This is a genomic window from Ideonella dechloratans (assembly GCF_021049305.1).
GTDB lineage: Bacteria > Pseudomonadota > Gammaproteobacteria > Burkholderiales > Burkholderiaceae_C > Ideonella > Ideonella dechloratans.
Genome location: NZ_CP088081.1, coordinates 2,549,288 through 2,563,982, shown reverse-complemented (window position 1 = coordinate 2,563,982; position 14,695 = coordinate 2,549,288). Strand labels below are relative to the sequence as shown.

At 62.1% G+C, this 14,695-nt stretch carries 18 protein-coding genes; 7 read left to right on the top strand and 11 right to left on the bottom strand.

The annotated features are described in order from the left end of the window. Positions 1-228, top strand: coding sequence for a hypothetical protein (locus tag LRM40_RS11960; protein ID WP_151123363.1), 228 nt, complete (start codon positions 1-3; stop codon positions 226-228). Positions 229-233: 5 nt separating this feature from the next. Here LRM40_RS11960 and LRM40_RS11955 read toward each other — a convergent pair whose 3' ends face one another. From LRM40_RS11955 to LRM40_RS11915, 9 genes are all read right to left on the bottom strand, one after another. Continuing rightward, positions 234-686 (bottom strand): hypothetical protein, encoded by a 453-nt coding sequence (locus LRM40_RS11955; protein ID WP_151123364.1) that lies wholly within the window; start codon positions 684-686, stop codon positions 234-236. Further along, positions 683-2,023: a recombinase family protein gene (locus LRM40_RS11950; protein ID WP_151123365.1), complete on the bottom strand. Its 1,341-nt coding sequence runs from the start codon at positions 2,021-2,023 to the stop codon at positions 683-685. The genes LRM40_RS11955 and LRM40_RS11950 overlap by 4 nt, the downstream gene beginning before the upstream one ends. Further along, on the bottom strand, positions 2,020-2,496 hold the full coding sequence (locus LRM40_RS11945; RefSeq protein WP_151123366.1) for a DUF2924 domain-containing protein: 477 nt from the start codon (positions 2,494-2,496) through the stop codon (positions 2,020-2,022). The genes LRM40_RS11950 and LRM40_RS11945 overlap by 4 nt, the downstream gene beginning before the upstream one ends. A gap of 60 nt (positions 2,497-2,556) precedes the next feature. After that, on the bottom strand, positions 2,557-3,000 hold the full coding sequence (locus tag LRM40_RS11940; protein ID WP_151123367.1) for a hypothetical protein: 444 nt from the start codon (positions 2,998-3,000) through the stop codon (positions 2,557-2,559). Positions 3,001-3,160: 160 nt separating this feature from the next. Continuing rightward, the gene (locus LRM40_RS11935; protein WP_231067521.1) at positions 3,161-4,105 is read right to left on the bottom strand and encodes a hypothetical protein; all 945 of its coding nucleotides are present in this window, start codon (positions 4,103-4,105) and stop codon (positions 3,161-3,163) included. A 23-nt stretch (positions 4,106-4,128) separates the two neighbouring features. Then, complete coding sequence (locus LRM40_RS11930; RefSeq protein WP_151123368.1) at positions 4,129-4,386, bottom strand: hypothetical protein; 258 nt, start codon at positions 4,384-4,386, stop codon at positions 4,129-4,131. Further along, complete coding sequence (locus LRM40_RS11925) at positions 4,379-6,193, bottom strand: AICE element replication initiation protein (RefSeq protein ID WP_231067520.1); 1,815 nt, start codon at positions 6,191-6,193, stop codon at positions 4,379-4,381. The genes LRM40_RS11930 and LRM40_RS11925 overlap by 8 nt, the downstream gene beginning before the upstream one ends. After that, complete coding sequence (locus tag LRM40_RS11920) at positions 6,193-6,471, bottom strand: hypothetical protein (protein WP_151123369.1); 279 nt, start codon at positions 6,469-6,471, stop codon at positions 6,193-6,195. The genes LRM40_RS11925 and LRM40_RS11920 overlap by 1 nt, the downstream gene beginning before the upstream one ends. 104 nt (positions 6,472-6,575) lie before the next feature. After that, positions 6,576-7,187, bottom strand: a complete 612-nt coding sequence (locus LRM40_RS11915) for a hypothetical protein (protein ID WP_151123370.1) — start codon at positions 7,185-7,187, stop codon at positions 6,576-6,578. Between the two features lie 69 nt (positions 7,188-7,256). Here LRM40_RS11915 and LRM40_RS11910 point away from each other — a divergent pair, with 69 nt between their 5' ends. Together LRM40_RS11910 and LRM40_RS11905 are read left to right on the top strand one after the other, a co-directional pair. Then, positions 7,257-7,508 (top strand): type II toxin-antitoxin system ParD family antitoxin, encoded by a 252-nt coding sequence (locus LRM40_RS11910; protein WP_151123371.1) that lies wholly within the window; start codon positions 7,257-7,259, stop codon positions 7,506-7,508. After that, a complete protein-coding gene (locus LRM40_RS11905; RefSeq protein ID WP_151123372.1) occupies positions 7,505-7,834 on the top strand; it encodes a type II toxin-antitoxin system RelE/ParE family toxin in 330 nt (109 codons plus the stop codon). Before LRM40_RS11910 ends, LRM40_RS11905 begins: the two co-directional genes overlap by 4 nt. A gap of 630 nt (positions 7,835-8,464) precedes the next feature. On the opposite strand, the gene LRM40_RS11900 is transcribed toward LRM40_RS11905, so the two are convergent. Beyond that, entirely contained in the window at positions 8,465-8,950 is a 486-nt protein-coding gene (locus LRM40_RS11900) for a DUF3489 domain-containing protein (RefSeq protein ID WP_151123373.1), read from the bottom strand. An 11-nt stretch (positions 8,951-8,961) separates the two neighbouring features. Beyond that, positions 8,962-9,165 (bottom strand): hypothetical protein, encoded by a 204-nt coding sequence (locus LRM40_RS11895; protein WP_151123374.1) that lies wholly within the window; start codon positions 9,163-9,165, stop codon positions 8,962-8,964. An 18-nt stretch (positions 9,166-9,183) separates the two neighbouring features. Between LRM40_RS11895 and LRM40_RS11890 the strand changes: the two genes are divergently transcribed. The 4 genes from LRM40_RS11890 (at position 9,184) to LRM40_RS11875 (ending at position 14,681) form a co-directional block, all read left to right on the top strand. Continuing rightward, a complete protein-coding gene (locus LRM40_RS11890) occupies positions 9,184-9,351 on the top strand; it encodes a hypothetical protein (protein WP_158515828.1) in 168 nt (55 codons plus the stop codon). After that, complete coding sequence (locus tag LRM40_RS11885) at positions 9,348-9,554, top strand: helix-turn-helix domain-containing protein (RefSeq protein ID WP_066695739.1); 207 nt, start codon at positions 9,348-9,350, stop codon at positions 9,552-9,554. Before LRM40_RS11890 ends, LRM40_RS11885 begins: the two co-directional genes overlap by 4 nt. Before the next feature lie 76 nt (positions 9,555-9,630). Continuing rightward, complete coding sequence (locus LRM40_RS11880; RefSeq protein WP_151123375.1) at positions 9,631-12,162, top strand: site-specific DNA-methyltransferase; 2,532 nt, start codon at positions 9,631-9,633, stop codon at positions 12,160-12,162. Next, positions 12,159-14,681, top strand: a complete 2,523-nt coding sequence (locus tag LRM40_RS11875; protein ID WP_151123376.1) for a DEAD/DEAH box helicase — start codon at positions 12,159-12,161, stop codon at positions 14,679-14,681. The genes LRM40_RS11880 and LRM40_RS11875 overlap by 4 nt, the downstream gene beginning before the upstream one ends. The last annotated feature ends 14 nt before the right edge of the window (positions 14,682-14,695 follow it).

Sequence of the window (14,695 nt, the reverse complement as noted above, 5' to 3'; positions counted from 1 at the left end):
ATGACCATCGAATCACTGCCCACTTTTACCAAGCCGGCCCGCCAGCGCTGGGAGTCCATCCCTGCCGACATTCGCCAGCGGCTGCTGTCCAACGTCTGGTGCGGCCAGTGCCGTCACGAAACCACGATCACCAATTTCAGCGGCACCATCAAGGGTGGCGACTTTCTGCTGGTGGGCAAGTGCGCCGAATGCCGCAGTGATGTGGCACGGGTCATCGAGGGCTCGTAACTCGGTCAGGCGTCGAACCCCGCCACCACCTCCCGCTGCGCCACCCAGTCGTTCGGCAGCGGATGCCGCTGGAACCACAGCAGGCTCATGCATTTGGGCTGCTGCCCGGCCAGGATGCTCTGGATGATGGCCGGCTCCAGCAGCGTCAGACGCAGCAGCTCGTTGACCGTCGAGTGGTGCAACCCCTCGCGCTGGGCGATCTCGCTACCGCTGCCCACCACCCCATCGTCGAGCAGTTGCTGCCAGTAGAAAGCCCGCGTCAGGGCCACCAGCAGGGGCTGGTCAATCTGGCTGGCGACCTTGCCCGGCGACTCGACCGCCCCATCCGGCCGCACCACCACCTTGCTGGCGCCGCGCTTCCTGATCTTCATCGGGATGAATGTGGACAGTTTCACCTGCCCGCCATCCCGGCGTTCGCGGGCGATGGCTGCGCCCAGTGGCTGCACTTTGGGCTTCATACGGTTTCCTCCATCTCCTGCAATTCCGCACCGATGGTGCCGGGCAGCAACTCTCCAGCCAGTTCCTGCCAGCCCTGATCGCGCCAGATGATTTCCAGCCCGCTGTCGGCAATCACCACGCGCTCGATCAGCAGTTGCGCCAGTCGGCATTGCTCGACGGGGAACAACTCCCGCCACAGACTGGCAAGATTGCGCATCGGCAGCACGACCTGCGGCTCGGTGAGGTCAGGCCGGATGTGCTGCATTCGGTCCCACACCGATTGCACGATGTGCGGGGCCGACAGCGCCGCCACGATTTGCTCGGTCACCAGTTCTTCAACTGGCACCGCAGGCAACGGCCCGTGCTGACTGGCCCATGCGCCAAAGCGCCGGTGTTTGATCGGGCTGTAGTAGCGGTAGGTCTTGCCTTTCTTCTTGGTGTAGCTGGGTACCAGCCGTTCGCCATCAGACGTGAACAGCAGGCCTCGCAGCAGCACCGGTTCGCTCTGGCGGTCGTTGGTTTCGCGCCGCCGTTCGATGCCATCGGTGGCGATCAACGCGTGCGCGGCGTCCCACTGCGCCTGGCTGATGATGGCCTGGTGCTGGCCAGGGAAACTCTGCCCCTTGTGGACGATCTCGCCCAGGTACATCCGGTTGTGCAGCATCTTGTAGATGGTCTGCTTGGTGAAAGGCTTGCCGCCCTTGGTGACCACGCCTTGCGCGCCATAGGCCTTGGCCATCAGCGTGGCCGAGCGAACGGTGACGAAATCATCGAAGATCCGGCGCACTAGCGTGGCCTCCGTTTCATTCACGATCAGCAGCCGATCCCGCACGTCGTACCCCAGCGGCAACGGCCCGCCCATCCACATCCCCTTGGCCTTGCTGGCGGCGATCTTGTCGCGGATACGTTCGCTGGTGACCTCGCGCTCGAACTGCGCAAACGACAGCAGCACGTTGAGCATCAGCCGGCCCATCGAAGTGGCCGAGTTGATCTGCTGGGTGACGGCGCTGAAGCTGACGCGATGGCGGTCAAACACATCCACCATTCGCGCGAAATCCGCCAGCGAGCGGGATAGCCGGTCGATTTTGTAAACCACCACGATGTCGACCTTGCCCATCTGGATGTCTGCCATCAGGCGGCGCAAGGCAGGCCGATCCATGTTGCCGCCGGAGAAGCCGCCATCGTCGTAATCATCGGCCACGGCAATCCAACCCTCGTGGCTCTGGCTTTTGATGAATGCGTGCCCGGCTTCCTTCTGTGCATCGATGGAGTTGAAGGACTGGTCCAGGCGTTCGTCGCTGGATACGCGGCAGTACACCGCGCAGCGCTTGGGTGGCACGAGCAAGGGCGCGTTCATTGAGCAGCCCCCTTGCCATCGCGCAGACCAAAGAACTTCGGCCCATTCCAGCGCGTGCCCGTGATGTGGCGCGCCGCCGCCGACAGGCTCTTGAACACCTGGCCATCCAGGGCATACAGGCCATCGGGCGTGACCGTCACGCGGTACTCGCGCTCATCCCATTCCCGGATCAGCGTGGTGCCGGGCATCAACAGGGTCTGCGCGCTGCGCCCGGCGGCCGACTTGATCTTGGAATGCTTGGCACCGGCCTCAACCAGCATCTTGCGGATGTTGGTGGGCAGTGCGCCGTAGGTAAGTTCCTGGATCCGGTAGGCCAGACGCGATTCGACGTAATTGCGGTTGCGGTGGCTGGGCCGCCGGGGAAAGTGCTGATCCCACAGCGCCCAGAGCTCGGCCATCGGCAGGGACGGCAGTGCGGCCAGTTGGGCCGAGATGGGCGCGGCCGGGCCACCCGTGTTCTTGCTATCTGTCATTGCACAAACTCCTGTGGTTGAGACAGCTCCATGAACGCTCTGTGGCGGGCAGAAGCCAAGTCAAACCGCGCTCTGGTCACCTTCATCGGCCTGATTTGTCGCTTTATCGAAACGCTCGCCCAACAAGGTCTGCGCACGCCCGGTGCGTTGGTCCTTGACGCCCAGGATGTAGACCTCTCCGTTCCAGACGCCGCAGGCCACATCGGTGTCGTTCGCATCGGAGGGCATCAACCACCCGGTCACACCTTCTGGCATCAGCAACAGGTCAGCGGGTTCGTGGATCTGTACGTGGAATGCGGCCTGATGTGAATCTGCCCACTGCAGGAGGTCGGGTGGTGTGTCGGGAAAGTTTTCTTGGCTGAGGATGGGAATCCAGACCAGTGGCTTCCCACCGTCGAGCCAACCTTGCACGCGCTGCTCGACTTCGGGGTTGTAGTGCTGCAGGCGTTCAACAGGCACGTGGCGATTGCCATCGCTGGCTTGGGGTTCTGTCGTGTGGTTCATCAAAGGCTCCTTGAGTGGTAACCCGGCACGGCGCCGGGCGGTAACCGGGGTGGTAACTGGTAACCCCGTTTCGGGTTCTGTCGGTAGCGGGGCAGCGCGCTCGCGCCCCCCGTATTGCGTTTTGGCGAGGAAGGACCCATTTCGCCTGTGGTGCAGTGCTTCAGGTCTGGATCGTGACCACGGTGGCACCGCCGAAGGGCGACTCCGGAGGACGCTTGCGCGGCGGGTTCGGATCGGGTGCGTAGATCGGACGGTCGTCGCTGGCAGCGCCGGGGTGATACACACGCAGGGTCCCTGCAGGAATTCCGGCTTCAGTCAGTTGCTGATTGATCTGGCGCGACAGCACATCGTCACCACGGCGGAACTGGCGATTCAGGTCCACCAGATCGTCATAAGCAACGCCTTCGATCAGGTTGGGCAGCAGGTCGCCATCGTTGGCCTTGCCGATCAAGGACATCTCGTAACCGCTGCGGCGATCACCCTGGACGCTGTAGTGGGTCAGCCGAAACGCGCTCTTCAGGCAGGACTCGACCGTCCTCATCTCCCGCCACGCCTGTACGAAAGCCTGTGCCGCCGTCAGCATCCGCTGTGCGCTGGGCTCGAACAGCCGTTTCATTTCCTTGTGGATGAAGCCCTCATCCACATCGCCCGCCATTTCAGCAGCGAGGTCCTTGATGTACTGCTCCAGGGCCTTGACCCGTGCCGGTGCCTCCAGCGCTTGCTGGGTGGCCGCGTGGCGTGCAGCCTGCTCGGCCGCCAGGTCTTGCGCGTGGTCGCGGTCAAAGCGCGCCAGGGCATCCTGGTCATCCATCGCCACCAGCACTTCGCGGCGCACCGACCAGATCAATTCGGGTTCGGGCTTCGGGTCCCAGCCGTTGACGACACGGCGTGCTGCGACCAAGGCATCGACGGCGCGCTGATACTGCTGATTACGGGTCTGCAGCTGCTGAAGCATCCCGGCCAGGGTCTCCAGATCGCAGATATCGTCGGCAGGACTGGTTGAAACAGATTCCGTAGCCGCAGGCGTCGGGGGCTCAATGGTCGGAACGGCGGGCTTGGCAGGTGACTTCTTGACAGTGGTTTTGAGTTGAGAAAGCAGGCTCATGGTGGCTCCAATGGGTTGAGGTTTCAGACATGCAGGGCGGATGGGTAGCGCGGGTCGCCGGGACGCACGGTCGTGCTGATCCACAGGTGTGGACCGACCTGCTTTTTGATGCCGACCGGTGCGCCGGGACGTGGATTGACGGCGGCGATGACTTGCCAGCCGTCTGTCGCTTCAGATGCCATAACCGAGGCGTTTGCTGGCTTGGGCGGCAACACTGTCGATGACGGCGTAGGAACGCCGAGGGCCTTGGCCCAGACGGGGTGCAAATTGGAATTACTCACGGTGAGCTCCATATCGAGTGCCACCCTCGATGCCGGGTGGCGTGGCAGGATTGGTTTGGGAACGGGTCTGGGCAATGCGCCAGCGCGCCCCCTCACGGCTGTGGCCGAGGTGGGTGATGTCGATGCCCTTGGCGCGGTAGGCCGGGGCGATGCGGCGCAGCTGGTCCGACAGGCCCTTGGGTGAGCGCGGCCAGCTGCTGCGGTCGGGGATGCTGTGGGTGTTTAGCAGGTCGTAGAGCTGGCCGGCGGTGCCCTGCCAGTTGATGGGCAGCACGCGCTCGGCGAGGTACTTGTCCAGGGCTTGGGCAACAGCGTTGCTTTCCAAGGCCCGGTCGATGCCCGCACGCACGAGCTCGGCGTACTGCTGCTGGAATTCACCGGGCGCGAAGCCCAAGGCGCGTGCCACTGCCTCGCCCAGCCGTTCGTAATCGGCCATGCGCTGCTTCTGGGTGAGCTTGACCGTTGGCAGGATGGCCAGCGCCGCTGAGAACAGATCCAGCAGACCCGCGAAGACCTTGGGTTGATCGCGTTCCCAGCCCGCGTGCGTATCGGCATCGTCACGCCGGGCATCGGCGGGAATGGTCGGCAGATCGACGTGGATCACCCGGTCGATCAGGTCGGGGCGCGTCGCGACCACTGCGATGCCGTTGAGCACCACCGGCCGCTTGGTTTCCATGACGTGCTCTTCGCCATTGGTGTAAAGCTGACGCGAGGCAAAACCGCCGCCGGTGGCCAGGGTACAAAAGGCATCCTGCTGCTCGGGCGTGAGGCCAGAGAGGTTCTCGTAGCTGACCAGCCAGTTGTTGGCGGCGGCGACGAACACGTCCTCCACCGTCTTGGGTCTACCACGCAGCATCACCTTGTTGGGATCGACCAGGCTGCGCAGCACGGACTGCGTGGTGGACTTGGCCGAGCCTTGTTCGCCCACCAGCTCCAGCACCGGGAAAGCGGTGTTCGGACGGAAGCAGTCCAGCAGCCACGCCAGCACCATCACGCGGCTGTGTGCCGGGATGTTTGTGTGCTGCCAGAGCAACCCGACATCGCCATCAGCCACTGGCATAGGCAGCGGACGCATCGAAGGCGTGCGGGTGAAATACACCGGCGATTCGTTGACCATCCGCCAGCCCTGGGAGGTGACGTGGATGGCCTGCCACTGCTCATCGGCCAGATCGATCAGGTAGCCGTCGTCGCAGCGGGCGGCACGGACGTGAACTTCGATCTCGTCGCCATCATTGATGCCTGCAGCGGCGAGCGTGGCCAGGGCCGATTTCATCGTGGTCTCCGGCACGCCCATTTCCTTGGCACGCCAGTACGCGGCCCGCAGCCATTCCTCGAAGCCTGAGGAATACACCCGCCACACTTCGCGCCGAGTGGGCATCGGAATCACGGCGACCGCATTGCGGTCGGCGTCGTGGTGCAACTGGCACTGCGCCCGGGCCAGGGCGACCAGTTCATCGAGCGCGCTGACATCGTCATCACTGCCGGGCAGTTCGTCCCGCACCAGTTTGTCGAGCACCGTCACCGAGCAGTCGCGGTTGGCCTTCTTGGCGGCGTGACGCAGGCGCAAGTAGTCGGGCAGGTCTGTGGCCTTGAGGATCGAGAAGGCGCGCACCACGTCTTCCTCGGCCAGCACGCCCACGTCATCGACCAGACGGACCAGTGCCGCCTCGATCACGCCAACGGGATCGCTGTCTGGTGTCGGTGCCGGAGTGGCCGCTGTATCCACCTCGACCGTGTGATGGTCGTGATGGTGGTGACGGTCGTTCTCTACTACTTCGTCCGGGGAAGGGATGGACGCGCTCACCATCACCCCCGATCCGTAAGTTCAGAGGTGCGCGCAATGCGGCGACTGTTGGCGTCCAGCCAAGCCAGCACATCGGCCTTGCGATAGCGGACAGTGCGTCCGATCTTGGTGAGGATGGGGCCGCCGCCGTGCGTGGCAGACCACTCCAGCCAGCCGACGGTGTAGCCCATCCCGGCGGCCGCTGTTTTACGGTCGAGCAAGGCCTCGACGGGCGCTTGCCAAAATTCAGCACGCAGATCAGCGGTGCTGGCAATGTGTGATGTTCGGGCCCTTTTGGGCATGGCGGCATTCCTTCGGGTTCATTTGGAATACCGCCATCGTGGTTCGCCTCGAACTTGGCGAACAGGAAGTTCAAAAAGGTTTTCTGAACTTCAAAAAACCATCATCAAGTCCGGTGCCCATTGATCTCCGGCCCGAACAGCTTGAGCGCCTCGCCCAGTTTCTTGTTGAAGGACAGTAGGCCGCGAGTGTCGCTGGGCATCAGTTCTTCGGCCGCCTGGATAACAGCCTCGCTGATGGCCGAGGCGTTCGGGCGGTTGCCGACCTGGTATTTGCTGGCGGACTTGGCCAACAGATGCGCCATGAGGGCGATAGCCTTCAGGCTGTTCATCTCGGCTGCCTCGCTGCCATCGGGCAGAACGGGTTGCCTGGCCTCGTCGAACAAAAACGCTGGGCGGTCCTCGAACGGCAGTTGCTCGAACCACCGCCGCAGGCTGGCCTTGTTGATGACCAGACGATCCTTCTCCAGCAACTCGTCGATGGGAGCGCCCTTGAACACCTGACCACGCGAGGTGACGATGCCCAGGTCTTCATATTCGAGGCGCTCCGTGCGCAGGGCGGTGACCAGCGCGGCCCGCTTGGCGCTCATGCACTGGGTCTCGAAATTCAGGCTGGCGAGCTCTGCAGGCTCCACGCCACACCACAGGGCGATGGCGTCATCGATGCGGATGTGGTCAGCCAGGTCCCAGTAGCGCAGGCAGTTGTTCGAGTTGGGCATGGATGCCTTCTTTCGGTATGGTGGAATATGGGTCTTGCCAAATTTTGCCAAAGAACCCACACTTGCGCCATGAGCACGATGAACATCTCTCTCCCCGACACTCTGAAGTCCTTCGTGGACGAACAGGTTAGCCAGCGCGGCTACAGCACGAGCAGCGAGTACGTGCGCGAGTTGATCCGCAAGGACCAGGACCGTCTGCAGCTGCGCGGCTTGTTGTTGGCCGGAGCAGCATCCGCCCCGGCGGCCCCCGCCGATGCCAGCTACTTCGAGGGGCTGCGGGATCGGGTGCGCAAGGCCGCCAAACCCGCAGCCAAGGCGTGAAGGCCAAGCCAGTCATCCCGCGTGAGCAGGCCAACCGGGATGTGGATGAGGCTGTGGCCTTTTACCTGAGTGAGGCGGGCGAAGCCGTGGCACTGGGTTTCGTCGATGCGCTGGAGAAGGCCTTCGGGCACATCGGTCGCCACCCGGCCACCGGCTCTCCTCGCTATGCCCATGAACTCAACTTGCCGGGCCTGCGCACATGGCCGCTGACGCGCTACCCGCACCTCGTGTTCTACGTCGAGCGTCCGGACCACATCGATATCTGGCGTGTGCTGCACGGCCAGCGGGATATCCCGGCGTGGATGCAGGAGCCCGACGGCGTGTGACGGTCGGATCGCCAGGCATATCTGCGTGCTCGCCGGTGTAAACAACAGGCGGCAACCGTCACAACCATCACCACTGTCACGCCGGGCAATCGACCGTGATGGTTGTGACGATGGTGATGGTCAGCGTCTATTGTTATGGTCGGCGCACGCATACATGCCCCAGGCAAAAGGGGTCCTTCCTGGCGATATTCCAATACGGGGGGCGCGAGCGCAGCATCTCGCCACCGTCCGACCCAAAAACAAGGTTTGCAGGGTTTGCGGTTCGCACCCGGCGGTGCGGGGCAGTGGGAAGAATGTCCGATGAACGCGGGCCTGTGGGGGATGGCGGCAACGCAGACGGTGCGAACCTGGGTGCGTACCCGGTTTGCAGGTTTGCACCCAGGCTATGCGAAAAACGGCCAGGGATAAAAACTCAATGCTGGCGCGGGTTTGCGGCTGATTCGCTGCCTGGATTGCAGAAATCGGCCCACGAGCCTTTGCGCACGGTCTGACGCAACAGACACAGTTCTACGTAACTCTCTGCACGCGTGCGCGTGCCTCACGGGAAGTTACGACAACCTGTGTCCGATGCGTCAGGCGCGCCGGGGTATGTGCAAGGGCCTCCAGAAACTGGACACCCTTGGCAGCCAATCAGACCACCCGGTACACCCGTTCACCGATGTCGTTGTGCGCCAGCACCACGTTCAGGCCGAGCTGCTTTCGCAGCATCCCGGAGATGGCTCCGCGCACGGTGTGGGGCTGCCAGCCGGTGGCCAGCATCAGTTGGAGACTGGTCGCCCCCTGCGGGCTGCGCAATACCATCACCAGTGCGGCAAGCTTGGTGCCAGGGCGCACCGGGATGCCCTCCAGAAGTTGGAGGTCGTCGGTGGTGTCCATCGACTGGACGTCATCCAGCGGTGCGGGGCGCTGCAGACCGATGGCTGCGTAGCCCGCGTCGGTCATCACGTGGCCGTCGTCGGCAGGCTCGATCCAGCCACGCTGCAGCAACGCGGCCAGTACCTTGACCCGCGCGCCGCCGCGCAGGGTTTCGGGCGGAATCACGCGCCCATCAGCGCGGCGAGTGGCGGTACGCAGCAACAGGGCTTGGGCTGGGGAGAGTTTCGGCAGTGCCTCCATCGTGGCCTCCCTTACTTAGCCTGATCGTCGAAGATCGCCAGCAGATCATCTAGTGCCTGATCCACCCGCCCCAGGTCACCGGCGTGGCCCCAGTGGATGGCGTCCAGGTTGTGGCCGAAGTGGTTGTCGGCCAGTTGGCGCAGCCGGGCTACCTTGATGTGGATGGCTGCGGTGCGGGCGAGATAGGTGTCGATGGCGGTGGTCTTGGTGTTCATCGCGGGGCTCCTTGGTTGATGGATGACGCCACCATTCACGCGCTGAACGATCAAGAAGCCAAGAAAAAGATGATGCCCACGGCATCGAACCCTCGTCTGCCGCCCTTCAACCTGATAAATTGCATCCTTTGCGATTTACACCGACTTTATGCCGCCAAAACCGCTGCTGCCGGAGCCCTACCATGACCGCTGAACCATGGGTTTCCGTGGACCAGATTGCCGAGCATCTGGGTGTCACGCGCGATTCGATCTACCGCTGGATCGACCGCAAAGGCCTGCCAGCGCACCGCGTGGGTCGGTTGTGGAAGTTCCAGGTGTCCGAGGTGGATGACTGGGTGCGCGCCGGTGGTGCCGATGAGCATGCGGCTCCGGAAGAAAAGGGCTCGTGATGACCGGCCCCATCGAATTGCTGAATGAACACGAGTCTGCAGCCCGTGAGGGCTGGTAGGCCAAAAGGAGGGAAGTTTGTCCGCCATTGATACCCTGATCGCCCAAATCAGCGATCCCCGACTGCGCGAGCGACTCACCGCAGAGTGGGACAACGCGAAGAAAGAAAAGAAATTCGGCCTGGTGTTTGAAGATCACCTGCCGGAGTTGTTGCCGCTGCACGGCGCCAAGCCACGCAAGGGCGATCTGGTGTGTCGCCGTCAGGGTGCGCTGAAAGATGTGTGGCAAATCCAGTCCATCCACGCGGGCGTGGCCACCTGCGTCAAGCCCAGCAACGAGGTCCACCCTAGCGAACCGACCCGTGCAGCGGCAGAGCCGGTGCAGTTTCCGGTGGATGAACTGCTGGTGGTGCGGGAGTTTGGCGAGCCGATCTTCCCCGCGCTGGTGCCGGTGGATGCCGTGGCCAACGGCCCGCTTGACGCCCCCTGGCACACGCTGATCGAGGCCGATAACTACCACGCGCTGCAGTTGCTGGATTACCTGTATGCCGGTCAGGTCGATTGCATCTACATCGACCCGCCCTACAACACCGGCGCGCGGGACTGGAAATACAACAACGACTACGTGGACGGCAACGATGGCTGGCGGCACAGCAAGTGGCTGGCCTTCATGGAAAAGCGCTTGAAACTGGCCAAGCGCCTGCTCAAGCCGGATACCGGGGTGCTGATCGTCACGATTGACGAAAAAGAGTATTTGCACCTTGGGATGTTGCTCGAACAGCAGTTTCCAGAAGCTCGAATTCAGATGATCAGCACCATGATCAACCCTGCAGTAGTTGCGCGTGCTGGAGGCTTCGGTCGGGCAGACGAATACATCTTTGTGGTTATGTTTGGTCAAGCAGCACCAAATCGACTTCGACTCAGTCGCGAATGGGTTTCAGGAAAGGGGCGAACCCACACAGGAAATATTCGTTGGGATCTACTTCGGCGCTCGGGCACGAATGCCGAGAGGAGTCACTCCCCTGGCTGTTTTTATCCGATCTACGTTAATCCAAAGACAAAGGCAATCGAAAAAGTCGGTTCAGCATTGCCTGAAGGTGTTTCCGTTGCGGAACAAATCCCAGGTCTCGTTGCTGTTCTGCCAATTCGCAAAAACAAAACAGAAGGCAACTGGCAATGGTCACCTGAAACGTTCAAAGAGCGTATGCGGCTTGGACGTGTACGTGTTGGGGGTAACGAAAAACGCGGTTTTGTAATTTACATTTTGAAGGACGGTGAATACGCCAAGATTCAACGCGGGGAGTTCCAAGAGGCCGGACGCGCGGCAGATGGTTCAATAATTGTTGAGGATGCCGACGCCAGCTTCGTGCTGGCCGTACCCGGTAGTCAATGGCGAATCGCTAGTCACGATGCCACTCAGTATGGCTCTCGGCTACTGGGCGACATTCTTCCAGATCGCCGCTTCCCATTCCCCAAAAGTTTGTATGCCGTAAGGGACACGCTACGGTTCTATCTCGAAGACAAACCCACCGCTTTGACGGTGGACTTCTTCGCAGGCAGCGGCACCACGCTAAATGCCGTCAACCTGCTCAACGCCACCGACGGCGGCCAGCGCCGCTGCATTCTGGTCACCAATAACGAAGTCTCCGCCGAGGAGGCTGCGGCACTGAGCGCACGCGGCCTGCAACCCGGCGATGCAGAGTGGGAGGCCCAAGGCATCTGCCGTTCGGTGACCTGGCCGCGCAGCAAGTACACCATCCTGGGCCGGCGGGACAATGGCTCGGTGCTGACCGGTGAATACCTGACCGGCAAAACCGTGGAGCGCGAGAAAGCGCGCAGCTTCACACAGATCGGCTTTGTCGATCCGGCACAACTCAATACACCGGCCAAAAAGAAACAGGTGGTGGCACTGATCGATGACCTGTCGCAGACGCTGGTGAAAGATCCGTGCCCCTTCATCGTGTCGGAAGGTCACAAGGCCAGCGTGCTGTTTGACCCGGCGGCCGCGGAGGATTGGCTGGAAGCACTCGACGGGGAAGAACACATCACCGACTTCTACATCGTCACGCCCGTCAAGCGTGTGTTCGACCAGTTGAAGGCGCAGGTGGTGGAACTGCTCGGCCCGATCCTGGTGCCGGAGGAAGAAAAGCGCCCGATGAGCGCGGGCTTTGCCGCCAACCTCGCCTACTTCAAGCTGGATTTTTTGGATAAGGAGCGCGTGTCGCTGCGCCGCGCCTTCCGCGAAATACTGCCGCTGCTGTGGCTGAAGGCGGGCGCCGTGGGGCCGCGGCCCGAATTGAAACGCGGCGAGCCGGAGCCGGTGCTGTTTGCGCCGGAGGGCAGCAATTTCGTGGTGCTGCTGGATGAAACCCGCATGGGCCGCTTGCTGAAGTCGCTGGAAGGTCGCACCGGCTTGTCGCGGGTGTTCATCGTCACCGACGCGGACGAATCCTTCAAAACCATGGCGCAGGACGTGCGCGAGGTGGCGGGCAAGGCCAACCCCGGCTTGGCGGTGGTGCAGTTGTACCGCGATTACCTGCTCAATTTCATGATCAACAAGAATCAGGACCGCGCTGCCGGTCCGGCTGGCACACAGGGAGCGCGGGCATGAAGGTCACGCTGTTCGATTTTCAGAAAGACGCGCTGGGCAAACTGCGCGAGGCCTTGGTGAGCGCCCGCAAGAGCGTGTCGCCGGATAACCAGCAAGTCGTGGCCTTCTCGGCCGCTACGGGCAGCGGCAAGACCATCATGATGACGGCGCTGTTCGAGGCGATTCTGGATGAGCCCGATGACCAGTTGGCCTGGCCGCTGGACTGGGCGCCGCAGCCCGATGCCGTGATCTTGTGGGTGTCGGACATGCCCGAGCTCAACGAGCAAACCAAGCTCAAGATCGAGAGCAAATCGGACAAGGTGTACCGGGTTAATCAGCTCATCACCATTGATGCGCATTTCGACGCGCCCCGGCTGGATGGCGGGCGCATCTATTTCATCAACACGCAGAAGCTGGCCGTCAATCAGCCGCTGACCAACCGTGGCGACGGACGGCAGCATTTGATCTGGGAAACGCTGACCAATACGGCACGGGCGATTCCGGATCGCTTCTATGTGGTGATCGACGAAGCGCACCGCGGCATGACCTCGGGCAAGGGAGCGCAGGCCGCGCAAACCTTGATGCAGCGCTTCTTGCTGGGGTACCCCGAGGTGGGCCTGGTCAAGATGCCGATGGTGATTGGCGTCTCGGCTACGCCCAAGCGGTTTCTGGATTTGATTGCCAATGCCGAACACACCGTGACCACGCACAAGGTGGCCGTACCGGCAGAAGAAGTGCGCAAGTCCGGCCTGCTGAAAGACCGCATCCTGATTCATCACCCGGAAGCCGCCACCACGGCTGAGATGGCGCTTTTGGAAGAGGCGGCACGGCGGTGGGGGCAGATGACGGCCGCCTGGGGCGCGTACTGCCATGAAGAAAAAGAGCAAACCATCTGGCCGGTGCTGGTGGTGCAGGTCGAAAACGGTTCCGACCGTCAACTCACCAAGACCGATCTTGGCGCAGCGCTGACCGTGATCGAGAGTGCCATTGGCCGTCGCCTGAACGAAGGCGAGGTTGCCCATGCGATGCACGACACGGGTGACCTGGACGTGGGCGGCCGCCGGGTGCGCAAGGTCGAAGCCTCGCGGATTGATGCGGACAAAAACATCGGTGTGGTGTTCTTCAAGACCAGCCTGTCCACCGGCTGGGATTGCCCGCGCGCCGAAGTGATGATGTCGTTCCGCCGTGCGGAGGACCACACCTACATCGCCCAGTTGCTGGGCCGGATGGTGCGCACGCCGCTGGCACGCCGCATCGAAAAGGATGCGGCGCTCAACGATGTGCATCTGTTTTTGCCCTACTTCGATACGGGGGCCGTGGAAAGCGTGGTGGCCTCGCTGCACAACGCGGAAGATGTGCCGCCCGCCGAAACCGGCTCCAGCCGCAATTTGGTGGTGCTCAAGCGGCGCGAAGGCTGCGAGTCCATCTTTGCGGCACTCGACGAATTGATCACGTACCGTGTGAATGCCGCTCGGGCGCAAAGCCCACTGCGCCGGTATATGGCCATTTCACGCAGTCTGACCATCGATGAGATTGATGACGATGCCTGGGGCCAAGCCAAGCAGCAGATCGTTGAGTGGATGGGGCAGCGCATTGCAGCGATCAAGGCGGCAGGCCAGTTTGACGCGGCGACCAAAGCGATCACGCAGGTTGGCCTGCGGACCTTGGCTGTCAATAACGGCACTGGCGTAGCTGAGCCGACTGCGGACTATCACATTGATGCCTCGGACGTGGACATTGATCGGCTGTTCGAAGAGGCTGGGCGCGCCTTCAGTCACGGTTTGCAGATGGAGTATTGGCGCGCCCACGCGGATCGTGATGCGCTGGAAGTCAAGGTAGAGGCCATCGTCCTGGCACGCAACGCGGCAGAAATGGCTATTCTCGAATCGTTAGCAGAGGCTGCCTTCGATGGTCTTTACGACCAGCACAAGAAGGCCATCTACAAACTCAAGGAGCAGCGGCGCGTCAATTACGAGAAGCTGCGGCTGGCGACGGCCAAGCCTAACGAAGTGCCATGGCATTTGCCGGCATCCATCGACTTCAAGCGCTCGCCTGCCGATCCGATTTGGGAGCGCCACCTGTACGTAGAAAGCAGTGGCCAGTTCCGTTCCGAATTGGGCTCCTGGGAGGCCGGGGTGTTGAAGGAGGAACTGGCCAAGCCTGAAGTGGTCGGCTGGTTGCGCAATCTGGATCGCAAGCCGTGGTCTCTGGAAATTCCGTATGAAACGGGTGGTGACGTGCGCCCGATGTTTCCAGATCTGGTCGTGGTACGCAAAAGCGGCAGCGAGTTCGTCATAGATATTCTGGAGCCCCATGACCCTAGCCTCAGTGACAACTTTGAGAAAGCCGTCGGGTTGGCAAAGTTTGCGGAAAAGCACGGCGGGCTGTTCGGGCGCATCCAACTGATCCGCAAGCAGTCTTCGGCTGGTGGCGAACATTTCGCGCGCCTGGAAATCAACCAGGCCGCCACGATCAAGAAGCTGCTGCTGATCGACAACAACCCGCTGCTTGATGATCTGTTTGCTGTTGCATCCAAGTAATCCCAGGGAGTGGA

Coding starts and splice junctions, on each gene's coding strand:
- LRM40_RS11925 (WP_231067520.1), bottom strand. CDS start 6,193: ATGGTGAGCGCGTCCATCCCTTCCCCGGACGAAGTAGTAGAGAACGAC.
- LRM40_RS11960 (WP_151123363.1), top strand. CDS start 1: ATGACCATCGAATCACTGCCCACTTTTACCAAGCCGGCCCGCCAGCGC.
- LRM40_RS11955 (WP_151123364.1), bottom strand. CDS start 686: ATGAAGCCCAAAGTGCAGCCACTGGGCGCAGCCATCGCCCGCGAACGC.
- LRM40_RS11890 (WP_158515828.1), top strand. CDS start 9,184: ATGGATGACGCCACCATTCACGCGCTGAACGATCAAGAAGCCAAGAAA.
- LRM40_RS11895 (WP_151123374.1), bottom strand. CDS start 9,165: ATGAACACCAAGACCACCGCCATCGACACCTATCTCGCCCGCACCGCA.
- LRM40_RS11935 (WP_231067521.1), bottom strand. CDS start 4,105: ATGAGCCTGCTTTCTCAACTCAAAACCACTGTCAAGAAGTCACCTGCC.
- LRM40_RS11940 (WP_151123367.1), bottom strand. CDS start 3,000: ATGAACCACACGACAGAACCCCAAGCCAGCGATGGCAATCGCCACGTG.
- LRM40_RS11910 (WP_151123371.1), top strand. CDS start 7,257: ATGAGCACGATGAACATCTCTCTCCCCGACACTCTGAAGTCCTTCGTG.
- LRM40_RS11900 (WP_151123373.1), bottom strand. CDS start 8,950: ATGGAGGCACTGCCGAAACTCTCCCCAGCCCAAGCCCTGTTGCTGCGT.
- LRM40_RS11885 (WP_066695739.1), top strand. CDS start 9,348: ATGACCGCTGAACCATGGGTTTCCGTGGACCAGATTGCCGAGCATCTG.
- LRM40_RS11875 (WP_151123376.1), top strand. CDS start 12,159: ATGAAGGTCACGCTGTTCGATTTTCAGAAAGACGCGCTGGGCAAACTG.
- LRM40_RS11950 (WP_151123365.1), bottom strand. CDS start 2,023: ATGAACGCGCCCTTGCTCGTGCCACCCAAGCGCTGCGCGGTGTACTGC.
- LRM40_RS11915 (WP_151123370.1), bottom strand. CDS start 7,187: ATGCCCAACTCGAACAACTGCCTGCGCTACTGGGACCTGGCTGACCAC.
- LRM40_RS11920 (WP_151123369.1), bottom strand. CDS start 6,471: ATGCCCAAAAGGGCCCGAACATCACACATTGCCAGCACCGCTGATCTG.
- LRM40_RS11945 (WP_151123366.1), bottom strand. CDS start 2,496: ATGACAGATAGCAAGAACACGGGTGGCCCGGCCGCGCCCATCTCGGCC.